The organism is Pseudomonas acericola (SeqCode), assembly GCF_053456465.1.
This window is the reverse complement of the sequence record NZ_JBRFJB010000001.1, coordinates 1-15,438: the sequence shown is the minus strand read 5'-3', so window position 1 is coordinate 15,438 and position 15,438 is coordinate 1. Positions and strand designations below refer to the sequence as shown.

General features: G+C 54.6%; 11 protein-coding genes and 1 rRNA gene. 9 read left to right on the top strand and 3 right to left on the bottom strand.

Annotated features, from left to right (window positions below; genetic code table 11):
• The first annotated feature begins 501 nt into the window (after positions 1-501).
• From ACU688_RS00060 to ACU688_RS00025, 8 genes are all read left to right on the top strand, one after another.
• Positions 502-699, top strand: a complete 198-nt coding sequence (locus ACU688_RS00060) for a helix-turn-helix transcriptional regulator (protein ID WP_348127341.1) — start codon at positions 502-504, stop codon at positions 697-699.
• Entirely contained in the window at positions 696-1,001 is a 306-nt protein-coding gene (locus tag ACU688_RS00055) for a hypothetical protein (protein WP_448183237.1), read from the top strand. Before ACU688_RS00060 ends, ACU688_RS00055 begins: the two co-directional genes overlap by 4 nt.
• 373 nt (positions 1,002-1,374) lie before the next feature.
• The gene (locus ACU688_RS00050; RefSeq protein ID WP_177412281.1) at positions 1,375-1,533 is read left to right on the top strand and encodes a hypothetical protein; all 159 of its coding nucleotides are present in this window, start codon (positions 1,375-1,377) and stop codon (positions 1,531-1,533) included.
• Positions 1,530-1,814 (top strand): hypothetical protein, encoded by a 285-nt coding sequence (locus ACU688_RS00045; protein WP_448183236.1) that lies wholly within the window; start codon positions 1,530-1,532, stop codon positions 1,812-1,814. The genes ACU688_RS00050 and ACU688_RS00045 overlap by 4 nt, the downstream gene beginning before the upstream one ends.
• On the top strand, positions 1,811-2,083 hold the full coding sequence (locus ACU688_RS00040; protein ID WP_448183235.1) for a DUF3077 domain-containing protein: 273 nt from the start codon (positions 1,811-1,813) through the stop codon (positions 2,081-2,083). Before ACU688_RS00045 ends, ACU688_RS00040 begins: the two co-directional genes overlap by 4 nt.
• Positions 2,080-4,974 carry a DUF927 domain-containing protein gene (locus tag ACU688_RS00035; protein WP_448183234.1) on the top strand — a complete coding sequence of 965 codons (2,895 nt, stop codon included), beginning with the start codon at positions 2,080-2,082 and terminating at the stop codon, positions 4,972-4,974. The genes ACU688_RS00040 and ACU688_RS00035 overlap by 4 nt, the downstream gene beginning before the upstream one ends.
• Before the next feature lie 91 nt (positions 4,975-5,065).
• Complete coding sequence (locus ACU688_RS00030; protein WP_448183233.1) at positions 5,066-5,908, top strand: coiled-coil domain-containing protein; 843 nt, start codon at positions 5,066-5,068, stop codon at positions 5,906-5,908.
• A gap of 65 nt (positions 5,909-5,973) precedes the next feature.
• Positions 5,974-6,156: a hypothetical protein gene (locus ACU688_RS00025; protein WP_448183232.1), complete on the top strand. Its 183-nt coding sequence runs from the start codon at positions 5,974-5,976 to the stop codon at positions 6,154-6,156.
• 133 nt (positions 6,157-6,289) lie between these two features.
• On the opposite strand, the gene ACU688_RS00020 is transcribed toward ACU688_RS00025, so the two are convergent.
• Positions 6,290-9,607, bottom strand: coding sequence for a VPA1262 family protein (locus ACU688_RS00020; RefSeq protein WP_448183231.1), 3,318 nt, complete (start codon positions 9,605-9,607; stop codon positions 6,290-6,292).
• 528 nt (positions 9,608-10,135) lie between these two features.
• Between ACU688_RS00020 and ACU688_RS00015 the strand changes: the two genes are divergently transcribed.
• Positions 10,136-12,532 (top strand): DUF4238 domain-containing protein, encoded by a 2,397-nt coding sequence (locus ACU688_RS00015; RefSeq protein WP_448183230.1) that lies wholly within the window; start codon positions 10,136-10,138, stop codon positions 12,530-12,532.
• A 1,182-nt stretch (positions 12,533-13,714) separates the two neighbouring features.
• On the opposite strand, the gene ACU688_RS00010 is transcribed toward ACU688_RS00015, so the two are convergent.
• Both ACU688_RS00010 and rrf read right to left on the bottom strand, forming a co-directional pair.
• Positions 13,715-14,608 (bottom strand): hypothetical protein, encoded by an 894-nt coding sequence (locus ACU688_RS00010; RefSeq protein WP_448183229.1) that lies wholly within the window; start codon positions 14,606-14,608, stop codon positions 13,715-13,717.
• Positions 14,609-15,144: 536 nt separating this feature from the next.
• A 5S ribosomal RNA gene (rrf, locus tag ACU688_RS00005) occupies positions 15,145-15,260 on the bottom strand.
• Positions 15,261-15,438: the final 178 nt, after the last annotated feature.

Below are 15,438 nucleotides of genomic sequence, written 5' to 3'. Positions count from 1 at the left end.
AACTCGGCTATGACGTGTAACAGCCGTAGGCACCTCAGCTTCACACCCGCCTTGCTCGATGAGCGCCCTCACGCCTGCTGGCCAGACCTCGCTTGCAAATACTTAACTGACATACTTCGCTGGTTGAGCACCAAAAACTAGGGCGCGGGATCGCGGGTGAGTGAGAGAGTGTCAAAATGCACTCCGAATGAATAATTCACTTGCCTAACTACCATCTCGATCACAGTGAAAAATTCCGCGGAAGCAATTACTGTACTGCTGCGTTCACCCTGTGTTGTACCTGTATTGACTACACATTCACCGATCTAGAAACAAAGTAGTTTCCTTCGTCTAGATAAGTGTATAGATAGATACCCCTGTATCCATAACCAGGGGTTTTCTATGACACACCAGACTTTCAAATCAGCAAATTCTTTCGAAACTCACTCGCCCCAAGCGACCGATTTAAACGCCAGGCGAGCCAGTCACCCTGCTGCTGACCCTTCAGCAATTTTGATTCGCATGCCGGAATTAATCGCCATCGTTGGACTAGCACGTCCAACGATTTACAAACTGATGCGGCAAGCGGATAGCGAATTCCCACTCCCAGTAAAACTAAGCGGCAGTAAAGCTCGCGGAGCGCCTGTCGCTTGGGTTCTTGATGAAGTCCAAAGTTGGGTTCGGGCTCGCATTTCAGCAAGAAACAAGGTGGCAGCATGAGAAGACCACCTCCTTCGCTCTCAAAACTCAGGTCATTTCAGACATTGCACGAAGTTGGATTTTCCAAAACACGTATCCAACGTTTCGAGCGATTGCGCAGAAAACACGAGCAATGCGGACGGACTCTAGGCGTATTGAGCTGGCCGGATGGAGTTTGGTGCCTGCTGATCATGCATGCGGACAAGTTGGGTGTTGTCGTCCTGGATACAGCCCAGGCAACAGATGCTTATCACGATGCTCGCCAGATGATTCGCGATGGCTATTCCCCCGTACTCACCTTGCGCCACGAGCGCGATGCTTGAAATGAAAACGCCCCCGGGAGCGATCCGGAGGCGTTGAGGTAAATCTATATGCCCGCACAATTTATGCCGCACCGAAAGAATGCGCAAGGTTTCCGTACGGTTGCACTTTTGAAAACAGGACGTTACTCTCTGGATGTCGCTGCAAACTCAGCGACCGGGTTTGGCGACCCGAGTTACTTGGCGCACAGGCGCCCAAACCGACAGCAGGCGCTTTTTTTGTGCCCGCCGTTTCGTGTTATGGCAGCTGTGCGTGGGAGACCTTCGGGTCTGCCGGGTTCCAAGTTCCCGGTTCGCCAACCTGCGCACAGTTGCCACCTTAAATCGTTTGGCGACGATCAGTGGCAGCTCCATCTTCAAACTTGGAGTGTCACCTATGCCCGCTCTCAATCCGTCCAAATTTCGCGCCGCAGCCCATCGGGCAATGGCTCTCGCCGCGTTACACGCCAACTCCAGCCTCGCTACACGTCTTGCCCGCTACAACGACCACATGGCCAAAGCCCGCGCACTCGAAACCGCAGGCGGCGCCCAATGAACAACGCCCTGAGCTTTTCACTCCCCGAAGATTTGCTGTGCGTTAATCCAACCGTAGAAGCCGGTGTGCCCATCGATGCCATCACCTGCGCCATTGATCGCGCCGACTCGGTGCTGATACTGCTCGAAGATCACTTCGAAAACGAATCCTCACGCCTCGCCAATCATGTGATCGCAGCCGTCCTTTGGGACGTACGCGGCACTCTCGGCCTGATCAAAACCCTCGCCTTGCACGGTGACACCACCTCGATCCCTGCGGCGCAGAAAGGCGGTGCGCTATGACCACTTCCACCACGCTGGGTCGCGCCACATTTACTCGCGTGAATGCCACCGATTTGAAATTGTTCCGGGTCAATGCCGGTGTACCGGTCGAAGACGCACTGGAGATGGTTTCCCTGCTGCAGCATCACGCCAATCAGCTCAACTTCGACGCAGCCATGAGTGACAGCGGCGAGCGCTTCAGTTGGCCTGCGCTGTACCTGGGCGAGATGGCCAAAGCCCTGATCGACGACATCAACGACGCGCTGTTTTTGCCGAGGGCTGACGTATGAGCCAACGCCCGAGCAACTCCGCGAAACGTCCCAGCTTCGCCGACGTGAAAGCCGCTGCACTGAAAGACATTGATCGTGTCCTGACGCATTGGCTGCCCCACGGTAAGCGCGTGGACGGCGGCAAGGAATACACCGCTCCCAATCCGACCCGCCGTGACAAACGAGCCGGATCGCTCAAGATCAGTTTGAGCAAGGGCACGTGGTCCGACTTCGCCACTGGCGATAAGGGCGGCGACCTGATCGATCTGGTGCGCTATCTGGATGGCGGCACCGACATCGAAGCCTGTAACAAACTGGCAGATCTGCTCAACATTTCGCCCGGCGCCGCTCAGGCGAAGCCAGCGCCCGCCAAGACAAAAGCACCTGAGTGGATAGCCATTCAGCCGATCCCGGCCGAGGCCATGAACAAGTGCCCGGCCAAGCACCGGCAACACGGTGCGCCGTCGAAAGTCTGGATTTACCGCGACGCTCACGGCCAACCAGTCATGGCGCTCTATCGCTTTGACTTGGGTCCGGATGAAGACGGCAAACCGCGCAAGGTGTTTGCTCCGCTGACTTGGTGTCGTAGGGCCGATAGTCAAACGCAGCAATGGCGCTGGCAAGGTCTGCCGGAGCCGCGTCCACTGCTGCGCCTGGATGAACTGGCGCAACGCGCAGAGGCTCCGGTCATTGTGTGCGAAGGCGAAAAGGCCGCCGACGCCGTGACGGATCTGTTGCCCAATTACGTGGCCACGTGCTGGCCGAACGGCTCAAACTCCTGGCACAAAGCTGACCTGACATCACTCAAAGGTCGGTCCGTGGTGTTGTGGCCAGACAATGACGCCAGTGGCAAAAGCTGCATGAATGCCGTCGCCGATCAACTGCACCAGATCGGCGCCACGTCGGTGCGACTGATCGCCCTGGACGTCTTCAAACGCAAGCCCACGCTCAAGAATGACCAACCGACCTTCGCCAAGGGTGGTCAATGGGATGACGGCGACGACGCGGCCGATGCGCAGGCCAAAGGCTGGACGGCGGCGCACTTCGCCGAGCTGGAACGCAGCGGTGAGTTGTTTGGCATCGAGCCGGCAAAAGCACCAACCGAGCCACCCGAAGCCAAGACCAGGCCGACAACCAAGCGCGCCGCAAAACCAAAAAACGACTTGTTGCCCGGCGGCTTTCGCCTGACGCCCGAAGGCGTGTTTTATTCCGGTGACGATGGCGAGGCGCGCCCGGTGTGTTCGCCGCTGGAGATCCTGGCGCGCACCCGAGATGCGCAGGGGCATAACTGGGGTTTGCTGGTCGAGTTCGACGATCCCGACGGGGCAAAAAAGCGCTGGAACATCCCGGCGCGGACCATGACCGGCGACTTCGGCAAGGACGTGCTGGGTCCACTGGTGGACATGGGTTTGCGTCTGGCCGGCAGTCGCTCCGGCCGCAATGCCCGCAACGATCTGCAGAGTTACCTCGGCGGCTTCGACAGCGCCCAGCGCGCACGACTGGTCACCCGTTTGGGCTGGCATGACAGCGCCTTCTTGCTGCCCGAACAACAGGTCGGCTTGCACACCGAACACCTGCACTTCTATGAGGCCGGCGCGCAGCTTCCCCCCATCAGCGAAGCCGGCACCCTGGAGCAGTGGCAAGAGCAAATCGGTGCCTTGTGCATTGGTAATCACCGCTTGGCGTTTGTGGCCAGCGTGGCGTTTGCCGGACCGCTGCTGCACATGCTCGGCCATGAGTCCGGCGGCTTTCACCTTTACGGCGACAGCTCGGGCGGCAAGACCACCCACCTACAAGTGGCCGCCTCAATCTACGGCGGGCCACGTCTGGTGCGCTCTTGGCGCTCGACGGATAACGCGCTGGAGTCCATCGCTGCCGCGCATTCGGACGGACTCCTGGTGCTGGATGAAATCGGTATGTGCGACCCGCGCATCATTGGCGAAACGGTGTACATGCTCGGCAACGGCACCGGCAAAGCTCGCGCCAATGATCGAGGGCAAGCAGGCCGACAGGTGCAGGAGTGGCGCTTGCTGTTTCTTTCGACCGGCGAGAAGACCTTGGCCCAGCACATGGCCGAAGCCAACAAGGAGCTGAAAGCCGGCATGGAAGTGCGGATGCTCGCCGTGCCAGCAGACGCCAGCAAAGGCCTGGGCATGTTCGATGTACTGAACGGCTTTGATGATGCGGCGGCCCTCTCCGATGCGCTGAAGGCACGGGTAGCCAAGTACTACGGCACACCCATCACCGCCTTCCTGTCGGCGCTCTGTGAGCCCGGCAAACTGCATGGGTGGTCAACGATTCTTCGCCACACCGTGGAAGGCTTCATTGCCAAGGCGCTACCCGCCTCGGCCAGCGGTCAAGCGCATCGTGCGGCGGCCCGCTTTGGTCTGGCTGCCGCAGCCGGCGAGCTGGCCACCGCCATGGGGATCACCGGCTGGCCTGATGGCACCGCCACCACCGCCGCCCGTGTGTGCCTGAGTGCCTGGCTGAATGAGCGCGGCGGCGCCGGAAATCTTGAAGGGGACGCGATCCTGGCACGGCTGCGGCAAGTCATCGAGCGCTTCGGTGAAAGCCGCTTTACGCGCTGGGAGTCCGCGGCCGCGAAGATCGATGAGCACGGCCCGCGCACCATCGACCGCCTGGGTTTTCGCAAGTCGTTGGAGCACGGATTGGGCGACGCCCTGCACACCACCAACACCTACTACGTGTTGCCCGAAGCATGGCGCTCCGAAGTGTTCAAGGGCATGAACCTCAATGCCGTGAACAAGGAGTTGATACGGCGCGGCGTGCTGGAACCGGGCACCGATGGCAAAGCATCCAGTTCGATTCGTTTACCGGGTCTCGGCACCCAGCGTTGTTATGTGGTGAAGACCGTGCCGGGTGCGGATGAAAGCGAGGCTCAGGCCGCCTGACGGCGAGCCTACTGACCGAGGTAGCGCCGGCTCATCCGGCCTCGCCAGCCGCTTAACCAACCCACAATCGAATTGCAAAGAGATAAGACAGATGAACGAGATCCAAGAACTGAAAGACCGTCGCGATCAATTGCTGAGCGAGGCAGAGCCACTGCGCGCCGAACTTCTGCCACTTGAGGTCGCGCTGGAAAGTGAAGACCCCATCGAACCGGACCGGAAACGCGAGCTGCGAGGCAAGTACAACGAGCTAAAAAGGGATTTTGATTCGCGCACGTTCAACGCTGAGCTTTTAGATCGGAAGATCCGTCGCCGTGAGGACCTTGCCAATTGCGACGTCTTGATGGCGGACTTCATTGCCGGCATGGCGAACTGGACGGCGGATGAGATCGAACTCAATGAAAAACGGCAAAGCCTCAGTACTCGCTTGCAGGAAGTGCGTCAGCAGGCACAGGAGGAAATAGCCAACGCGCGCCAAGCGGAGACCTTGGCAGCCACCGCTTACGCGCAGGCAGTGGCATGGGGCGACGTAGAAGGCGAAAAAGCTGCCAGCAGCGACGCTCAGAAAGCGGCGAAAAATCTCGCTAACGCGACCGAACAAAATCGTCGTCAGCAACTGATCATTACCGCCCTGGAGCAGGAGTTGGTCACTGTGGACCGACACATCTCTGAGGCTCAGGAGGAACATCAGAAGATACAGCAAAAAGCCTTACATCTCGCCCACGACGCCCTTGAGGAAAGGTGGAATGAAGCGGCACGAGCGTTGCTGGATGTCGGAGGTAAGCTTTACGCCGTAGATCGGCTGATAGGCCGCGACCCGGTGTCCTTCATGAAGCTGAACATCCCCGAGCAAGGTGAAAACTTCGGTAGTTGGAAATGGGGTGAGCTAGCAGATCGTAGCCGTGAGCATCGCGTGCAGGACCTGCTCTCGCTTTAACTGTCGATATACCCTGAAACAGCCTGCCCTCGCGGGCTGTTTAAATCTCTCCTAGGATCGATGCCATGAACGCAGCGGTACAAAACACCTCGACCACTTCAGAGGCACTCAGTGCGAGAAAAGCCCACCTCACCGCCCTACTCAAAATCGTGGATATCCGAGTCGGAAAAAGCACAGCAACGCAGAAGCTCACCATCACCGCGATCAAGGCAGAAATAGGGCTAATCGAGCATAAGTTGAAAAAGTGAGGAGGATAAACGGAAGCTAGCGAAAGCTTCCGTTGCATTCAAATTCAACAAGCAGCCTCTAGACAAAAACGGATACTCATCTGACCATCCAAGGTATCGATTCTCAGAGTATTGCCGAGCTAATCAGCGACTGCTACTTATCACTTGACTCCAAGAGTTCCTCCACCTGGTCAAGAAATGAGGCGAGTTCGCCTTGACTGCCAGCACCCTCTGACCGCCACTCTCCCATCGGCCTGATCATCGCTAGTTGCTGAACATTACGCGACAAGTCTTCGAGCTCGGAACAGGTGATAGCACTCTCCCGCAGATAGAATTGACTCCATCGAGTAAAGGTCAGGATCCACATTGAGATCACCAAGGCATCATTCCATTGTGTCCAGCTGGAAGTACTTGCAAGGGGCTTTTGCAGGATTCGCTGTTGTCGCTTAACGATCGCCTTCAACACCCTCAGACTGGCACTCTGCTGTTCGGGGCTGCTATGGGCGAAGAGGAAAGCGGTGATGTTTGTCATCTGCCCTTCACGCTCTCGGTCAAATAACCGATGAGCTGTCTCCGTCCCCAGAGAAGCAGCCAACTCCTGAACCCAGATTTCGCATGCATCGTCAGTATTTACACGGTCAGTTTGCAACAACGGAAAGATCACATCTTGGGAAAGCCATGGCTCAGCCCAAGCCAGCCTTCGCATATGTCCGCGCATTGAGTCGACTAAATGCCGCACCTCGCCCGCAGGAACCGGTGTCGGCAGTGTCCCATGCAGGGCCGTTACTAAGCCGTTATAGACCTCAGCTTTCGTTGGATTCCCTGCTGCGCGGTGAATCATCCAACCAAGGGCCTGTATTTGCTGGATATAAGGAAAAGCGGCGACCGACTGCAGCACGGCGGTAATCCCATCCGGCTTTTCCAATTGACGCTCTGTCGCATTCAGTCCTATCCATTGCAGCAAGCCGTTACTACTGCGCAGGAGGCGCTCTCGTTGCGTCTCGCTGATGTTGAACTGCATTGATAGCGAAATCTCGCTGACGACCTGGCTCAACAAGGATAACCGCACCGCTTCAGAGTTTTGAGGTTCCACTGGTACGGTGGGCATCTGGGCCTCGACTGTCGATACCAGTGCATCCGGGGCATACCACCATAGAAACTTAACGGCGAAATATTCCGCCCAAGTCAGAGCGGCGTATTTTGTTGCCTGGAACAAGTGATGCGGACGATAGGAGCTTTGTAGCAGGGCCTCGAGCGACATCCGAAAAAACTGAGCATCCATCATGGATAACTCCTTGCCCCGTTCGTGATGCGCGCGATTGAATGAAATTTCAAGGAATCGCAACAGCAATTCAAGAAAGCCACGTTCAGATTCGAGCTCACGAGAGTAATGTTCCTTAGTACTTGAATGTGCAAGCACGTCGCCGAGCACCTCCCAATCCGCCATGAACTTCGTAAAGTCGCCAATCTGATGATCGAGGTAATTGCGAAAGCCTGCAGATTCTGGAAGGGTGAGCGAGCTACCCGTGAGCATGCCCAATGTGGTCATCTGCTCTTTTAATGGATCTCCGCTTAAGCCTTGAAGTGACGACTCTCCGGTCCAACTACTAAGCACATCGCCAGCTTGAGCCTTTTCAAGGAAACGAAGTGGTTCATAGCGTTGCGGCGCCACTGTCGCAGGCACCGCAGAGTCGAAGAGAAGCCGCATGGGTGGGTTACCAGCCTCGCCTTCGGGCTTTAAAACCATCGCCTCTTGCACCAGTCCAAACTTGTAGTGCTCAACTTTGAGCAGTACATCCGCAGGAATCGGCGTGATCAGCAAAGGGTAATTCTCAGCGGCTTTCTGAAACGAATTGGATAAGTGGAAGCCTGCAATCGGCAATCTGTCCGCCCCCATGATCAAGATATAGCGATCATGCAGTCGACCTTCTTTCAGACCGTAAATACGCAGTTTGATACGCTGAAGTAGCTGGCGGTTGTGCTCACAGCTTGCCAGCAGGTTGTTAATTCGGTCCGGAGTGGATTTATCATACTCATCAGGACTCTCTTCGCTTTTCTTAGATGATTTGAGTAGTGATGTAAAGACGATGTATTCGACATTCGGTGCAGCGCACAGCAGCATCAAACCTAGACCGGCATCCTCAAAATACGGATCGAAAATAACCAATTGGTGTTGTTGGTACTTTGCCAGCAGCACCCTGAACCACTCCACTAGCTGTAGTCGCCCGTCACCATCGCCCTGGCCCCAACGCTGGAAGAAACATCCTTCTGATTTCGACGGATGAAGTCGCGCGAATAGGGATGTCAGATCGCGGTTGATCGGAACCCAAGGGTCACTCTCACGCCCGCCTATGCGGCTAGTAAATCCTGGATTACCGCGACTGATCGTCAGAGCTGCCTTTACCCGTGGCAACACTAACGGCCGGGTAGTTTTTTCCAGCCAGTCGAATTTAACGGGATTAGCACCTTGGCCAACCAAATGACTCTGTAAACTAACCTCTCGGATATACCCAATCCGCCATCGGCAACAAAGCATGCCCCCGCTTGAATAGTCACTATGGAAGCCGAAAATCTCGAGCTCAGTGGTGTCAGTACTTGCTCTCAATTGATCGCTCAGCTCGAACCTGCATTCAAATTCGCCTTCTTCATTGCGTTCTGCCGTAGTGACATACGAGTAGATAACGTGGCCATCATTCTCAATTTTCAGGTGGAACTGAAAGCCGCAATAGTGCGGTACCTGCATAGGATTAAATCGAGCGACAAAAGCGAGCGATGAATCGACCCAATCAACGCTCAGCAACCGCCGTTCAAAGTCGTCCAGTGTGGGGAAGACCAACAGTTCAACATCTCCAAAACGCGAGGTGTCAGCTCCACCGAAGTCAAGCCCCGTATCCGCGTTAATACTGTTGACTACCGATGCAACTAAGTCGGCATCGTAGTCCTGACCTAGACGGAGCAGCGCCCTCTTGTCGGCCTGTGTGATCGACGCACTGAAAGCTCCAGCGCCACCATGCGGGCTGGAGCACAAACCAATGACGTGTGCATCGCGGTTAAGCAGGTAGGCAACGGGACGATAGATCAGCTCATCGGCGGTAAGCGCGGTCGCTCCGAACCGCTCGTTCAACTGTCTCGAAACACCAAACTGTAGTTCTTCGCTGACTTCCGAGATGGTACGGCCACTTATCAATTGACGTAGGAGTTCGGCGCAGCAGTCGCTTTTGACGTATAGATTGAGACGGATAACTTGTGCCTGTACTTCACCGAAGGCATGGTAATTGTCGTCGTCGGTGGAGGACCATCGCTCAGTGGCATGGCTGTAGGGGAGCAGCCGGCCGTAGACAATACGATTTTCAATCGATTGCGCCGACTTAATCTGGAGGATCCATAGCTGCAACGCACAATTGCGAGCGTCCTTTGAGAACAACCGCGTCAACCGGCCGTCGTTGAGCAAATCATCTAATGTAAGAGCCATAGATCCTTCAAAGGTAACTGTCCCATTTATGACTAGACGGTAATCTAAGCCAACCTCGTAGAGCTACCCAAGATTAGCCATCACCGACTCGTTTGGCTCCAAATTCGCTTATGCATAGTGGCGCACCTCGATTGGGAGGCATGCCAGAATAGCGGCGTGATGGTACGAGATTGGGTCAATGCCCGTAGTACTGCGCTTCGGGACCAAAGCTGCTTGCTGCCATGTCCTTTATCGCCTCAACGCAGCTGCTCGCCATCAAGATGGTCGAAACACCACGAGTATTCAGCTAGTCCTACCAAGCCCCAGTCCCTTTCAAGCACTCAGGTAAGCGTACCGACGTTGACATGTAGCGATAGAGCGTTTGAGCCTCGGCCAAATAGTGGACGGGGATGCGCTGGTTAGCTACCTTAAAAACGTCATCGCTCGAACATTGAAGGCCTAGATCGGTTCCGAAGCCGTGGTCATTACCGCCCTCATGAAGCTAGGCCTTGTATCTAATCTCAGCCTTTCTCTATCGGAAGTGTTTCCTTGACGAACCAGAAGACCCACGAAAACCATTACGTGCCAATCTGGTACCAGAAACGTTTCCTTCCCGCGCCTGGAGCGCAACTCTTCTATCTTGATCTCTCACCGAAGATCCATCGGAATGGCCCAGGAAAATCGGTATCCAAACGCGTCCCTAGAAGCAGCTTCAAAACAACCGACCTCTACACTACCTGGCCTGGGGGACAGCCCAACGATGAAATCGAGCGTTTGCTGTTTGGAGAGATCGACAACTCTGGGGCCGTTGCGATTCGTCAACTAGCCAGTGGCCGGCCAGAGGAGGTACATGACGCATTTACGCCTTTTTTCGAATACCTCGGCGCACAGAAGTTACGCACGCCGAAAGGTCTAGATTGGATCAATGCGCATTACTCGCAGCTTGATCAGTCTGGGCTCATGCGTGAGATGCAGCACTTATTAACACTGAACTTGACCATCTGGAGTGAAGGGGTTCGTGAGATCGTCTCCGCGAAAGAGTCGGACATTAAATTCATCATTACCGACAATCCTGTCACTCTCTACAATTCGGCCTGCCCTCCAAATGCGCCGGCATGCCGCTATCCAAGTGAGCCGTCCGTGCAATGGAACGGGACTCAGACGATCTTCCCTTTGGATGCTGAGCACTGCCTTGTCCTTAGCCACCTCGACTACGCGAATCAGGCAAATGGTCTCGACCTGTTAGCCGAGCGACAGAATGCCCGCCACTTTGGAAAAAGCCTGGTGCGGACGGATGCATGGATCCGATCGAGGTCGCTGTCCAGGGAGCAAGTGTTAGCAATTAACTACCTTCTAAAATCACGCGCCTGCAAACATGTGGCGGCGCCTGTGGAGGATTGGCTCTATCCGGAGAGGGAATACGACGGCGATTGGAGCAAAATCGGCGAAGTGCTTCGCCCACCAGTTGACGAGCTTTGGCATTTTGGCGGAGAAATGTACGTTGGTTACGAGGATGGCTCTACCCACTATCAGGACGCGTACGGGCGTACTTCGGGCAGCCATGAGTACCTGAAGAAACCGCCTCCCTCAGATGTCATAGAAGATGAAGCCAAATGCGGTTGCGGGAGCGGGTATTCGTTTTCAGCGTGTTGCAAAGATATTCCTGAAGCGCATCGGCCCACCTGGTCGGTGGCAAGTATTCGGGAGCGCAACCTGATGTTTATCGGCAAGGTTAAAAACATCCTTGGATTGGACAACGGTAAAAGCTGGAGCGACGCGCGCGCAGAACTGAACGACGAGCGCGTCACGCAAATTTTTCGGTGCATTCAGGCATTGTGGCCAGCTGATACAAACTTCAGGGAGCTTTGGCCACGGCCGGACCCTCGGATTTTCCGGGCGGCTTACTTGGGCTGTATCGACCCTCGCACTGTAGCCATGAGCGTGCTTGCTTGGACCAGCTATTTTGATGAGGTTGTTCTTCTCAACCCGTTCGTGAATCCGACCTTTCTTCGCCCCGAATTCAGCCCGGTTGAAAATCCAGCTCAGCACAGGGCGCAGACCCTGAAAAATATATTTCTGTTACTCCAACTGGAGCCATTCATTCAAGCAGGGATAGTTCACTTACTCCCTGACCCAGGCGAGTTAGAATTCGCTTTTGGTAAGGCGATACGGGACATGGAGATGTCGCGTCGTGGCGATGCGGGAGACAATTACGACGACACCGGAATGTTTAAACGCCTTGCAAGTGACGACACTGAGCGACTGCTTGCACGGCTACCACTCAAATCCATCAGCAATATCATCCGTGAATCGTCGCCCGATCTCGACGCTGCCGATGTAGATAAAATGGCACGGGAAATTAAAGAGAGCAGAGCCGATGACCCGTTGGCGCTACTCCAGCCCGTCAAGCCGGGGAAAGAAAACAGCCAGCTGTTGTCAATTCCCTGTGCACCGTTAGAGCTTTCGTTGTTCATGGCCCAAGTGACCGGTGCTGCAGTGTTTACGGATTTTCCGTTTTTTTGGCGACAGTTGAATGCTGCAACGCAAGCTCAATCTACTGCCACATACTGGTTGCCATTCACGCATTTGACCGACCAGCTGTCCTTTCAGCTGGCTGATGATCTGTTTGAAATCCATCGTCTGCGGACATCAAAAAATTTGTCCGATTTCCGAATCGTGTTTAGAAAAGTGTCGAATTTGCTTATCGCTCCGCGGGGAGATATAGCAGGCCAGATTGAGCAGCTTGCAATTGATACTGAAAGAGCTTCTCTAACTGCTCGGGGGTGTTGGGAAAAGGATTGTCCCGCCGTTTTTACGCGGCGACTCAAAATTGCTATCCCTGAGGATGGTTTTGCCTACGCTGCGGTGCAGCGTCATGTACTGACCTACGGGCACGAGAGAGCTCTAAAGGCTGTTCCGCTCGCTCTATTTATTGATACGCCATGAGAGATCATTCGACGCCATCGAAAACTCCAGCTGAAGCTCGGTGCTATATCACTGAAGGTAAAGAAACCAGCACAAACCTAAGGAAAGAGATTGCGCTGCGCATGTCGCCCCATTCATCTGTTTGCTTTCAAGAATTGTCGAGCTTTGGTTTGACGTGTCGCCAAATTCGCTTTCAGGGCTGTCTGCCCGCATGATTGCCCGAGATGCGGTGTCGCTGTTAAAGCTTGATATCCCAGTGCAAGGTGAACTCTTCGGAAGCTGGGATCGCGGCGACCTGGCAGATCGAGCGGGCCAGTACAGCGCACGAAACATCCTCTCGATGTAGCAAGTAACCTGAAACAGCCCGCGCTAGCGGGCTGTTTGCTATCCACAACTGTTACACCGATGGCCCTTGTTACACCCGGTGTACGCAACCGCTGCGCACGGTGTAACACTGAAATAACTCTTTATTTTCAATAAGTTAATAGACACTGTTACACGAGCTACACCTGTTACACCGGTTTTGATCCGACTCCAGATACCACACCCCCGCTCCCCATCCTCCGTGATGCCATCAGCGACAGAAACCCATCCCCCGCGGTCAAGACGCACTGCCTTGGTGCACCCCCTAAAACTTGCCGGGGACCCTGAGGATTTTCCCTCGGTACGGGGTCGGAAACCCGCGGGACTTTGTTAGCGAACAAGTGCCCAGCTTAGTGAACAGGTGAACCGGGTGAACACACAGTTCACCAGTGCAATTGCACAAGGTGTTGAGAGGTCGCCAGGGACCCTGAGCATTTCTGAAGGACACGGGGCAGAGAACCCGCGCGTTCGTGTTAGCGGCTGATTTTTTGAGGTTGGTTGACAGGTTGACGAAGTTGACACGGTTGACGAAGTTGACACGGTTGACGAACCCCATGCGTGCGCTATCAGCAACACAAAGGGGCATCTTTACCAACTCGGTAACGATGCCCCTTTTTCATCAGGATCCTTTCAATTTCAACGTTGAAATTTCAGTAAGGTGGGACGCCTGTCGCTAACAAGATCCCGCGGGTTTCCGACCCCGTGTAGATCGAAAATCGTCAGGGTCCCCAGCGACTTTTTTTGATTTTCAGTCCCATGAGACTCCCTGCCCAATCGCGGATGCGGTGAAGTCCAGCCCTACGCTTCTGCAACTACGGAAGAAATACAGACCATTGTTTACTACCCGAGCTTTTTCTTGCAGGCCCGGAAAAAATTCTCGTACACAGGTACAAAGATCCTAGCCTCCTCGTTCAGTACACGTGCGTCCTCTAAGACATGTGCATTTCGAGGACCTGATGCGCGATCACGATCAGAGTACACAGAAGCAAGATCCCCTCCGTAAACCGGTACCGTTTTTCCTACCAAATGGTTGGACAACCTACGCGCAGCCGCATGAAGAACACAGAGCTCTGCCTGGAGATCGGAATCAAGAAACTCCTTTTCGGGCTGATCCCACTCCTCATAAAATCGGTACAACGGCTTGATGTCGCCTCTTGAAAAGGCATCACCAAAGTCATGTTCTCGAAGAAGACGCACGGCAGGCTCAAAGGGAAAAGCTGACTGAAAGTCTTGAAATAACTTTTGATCGTGGGTAGGCAGATTGCTTCCTGAACTGATCGGGCGGAGTTGAGGATAATGCTGAAATAGGCGTGCCTCGTTAAGCGTGAGATCGAGCCATATGTCATTCCAGAACAAAACCATCACCTCAAATTCGCCACGCGATTTGCGCGCAGCCGACATTTCACGGACTGCCCGCTGCACCGCCTGATCAGTGTCAGCAGTTGTTGCTATGTAGAGAGCAGTCAGGCGAGGCTGGAAGGACTCTGCCTTCTGTACCTCCTGCGCGATCATGTTTGAAGTGATTCCGGACCAGGTGTTCTTGCATTGAATCCCGACCAGCATGCCTTTTTGATCACTGCCGTAAATGTCTACGCCGTCTTGCCGCTGCCCTTGACGTCCATGGCGGGTGAAATCCGGATTACTCCAGCGGTTCTTGGCGGCAGAGCAAACAATTTCCTCGAACTCATCCCACGAACGGGGGAGAGCAACACGAGAATCGGCAAAAGTCGGCATCCAATAATTTCCTTCCAGTAGCAAGAGCTCCAAAAGGTGAGTATAAAGCCTCCAGATCCTGTAGGAGCTTTCCCCAGAAGCGAACTCTGTGTCGAGCATTCATAGGCAACAGCCCGCACGATGTATCCCTACGTGTATCCCTAACCGTATAATCTGGCTGCAAGCCACAGAATATATGGAAGTCTCGAGTCTCCCTCGGGCACCATCTTAAAAAAAGACCTTGAAATTCAAGGTCTTTTTTTTCGCCTATAGAAAAGTGCGCGAACTGCCAAATCCATATTGTGCGTACAGATCCAAGCTTGAACCCCCTCTCCAAAGCCGTCCCACGCGGCCATCTGACGCAATGCGCCAGCTACCATTCATCGCAAGCTTACAAGCCTCCTGTGCGCTCTGAGGCGCACTCAGCGATCGAGAGCATCAGTACTGCAACTCACAGAGAGCGGCGCATAAAATCCGTGCGGATGAAGCTCAAAGTACTTTTCTCGCGCCCAAAACAAAACCCCATCTGCTTTCGCAAATGGGGTTTCGGAATTTAATCTTGACGATGACCTACTCTCACATGGGGAAACCCCACACTACCATCGGCGATGCATCGTTTCACTGCTGAGTTCGGGATGGGATCAGGTGGTTCCAATGCTCTATGGTCGTCAAGAAATTCGGGTACTGAGTCGTGACCAGATGGTCTCGCTTCAGCAAATTGGGCATGTGACAGCTTTCGGTGTTTTGTGAGTATCGAACTTTCGGTTCTATCGTCTTCACACACCGCAATCTGGCCTTTCGACGCAAATTGCTTGGGTGTTATATGGTCAAGCCTCACGGGCAATTAGTAT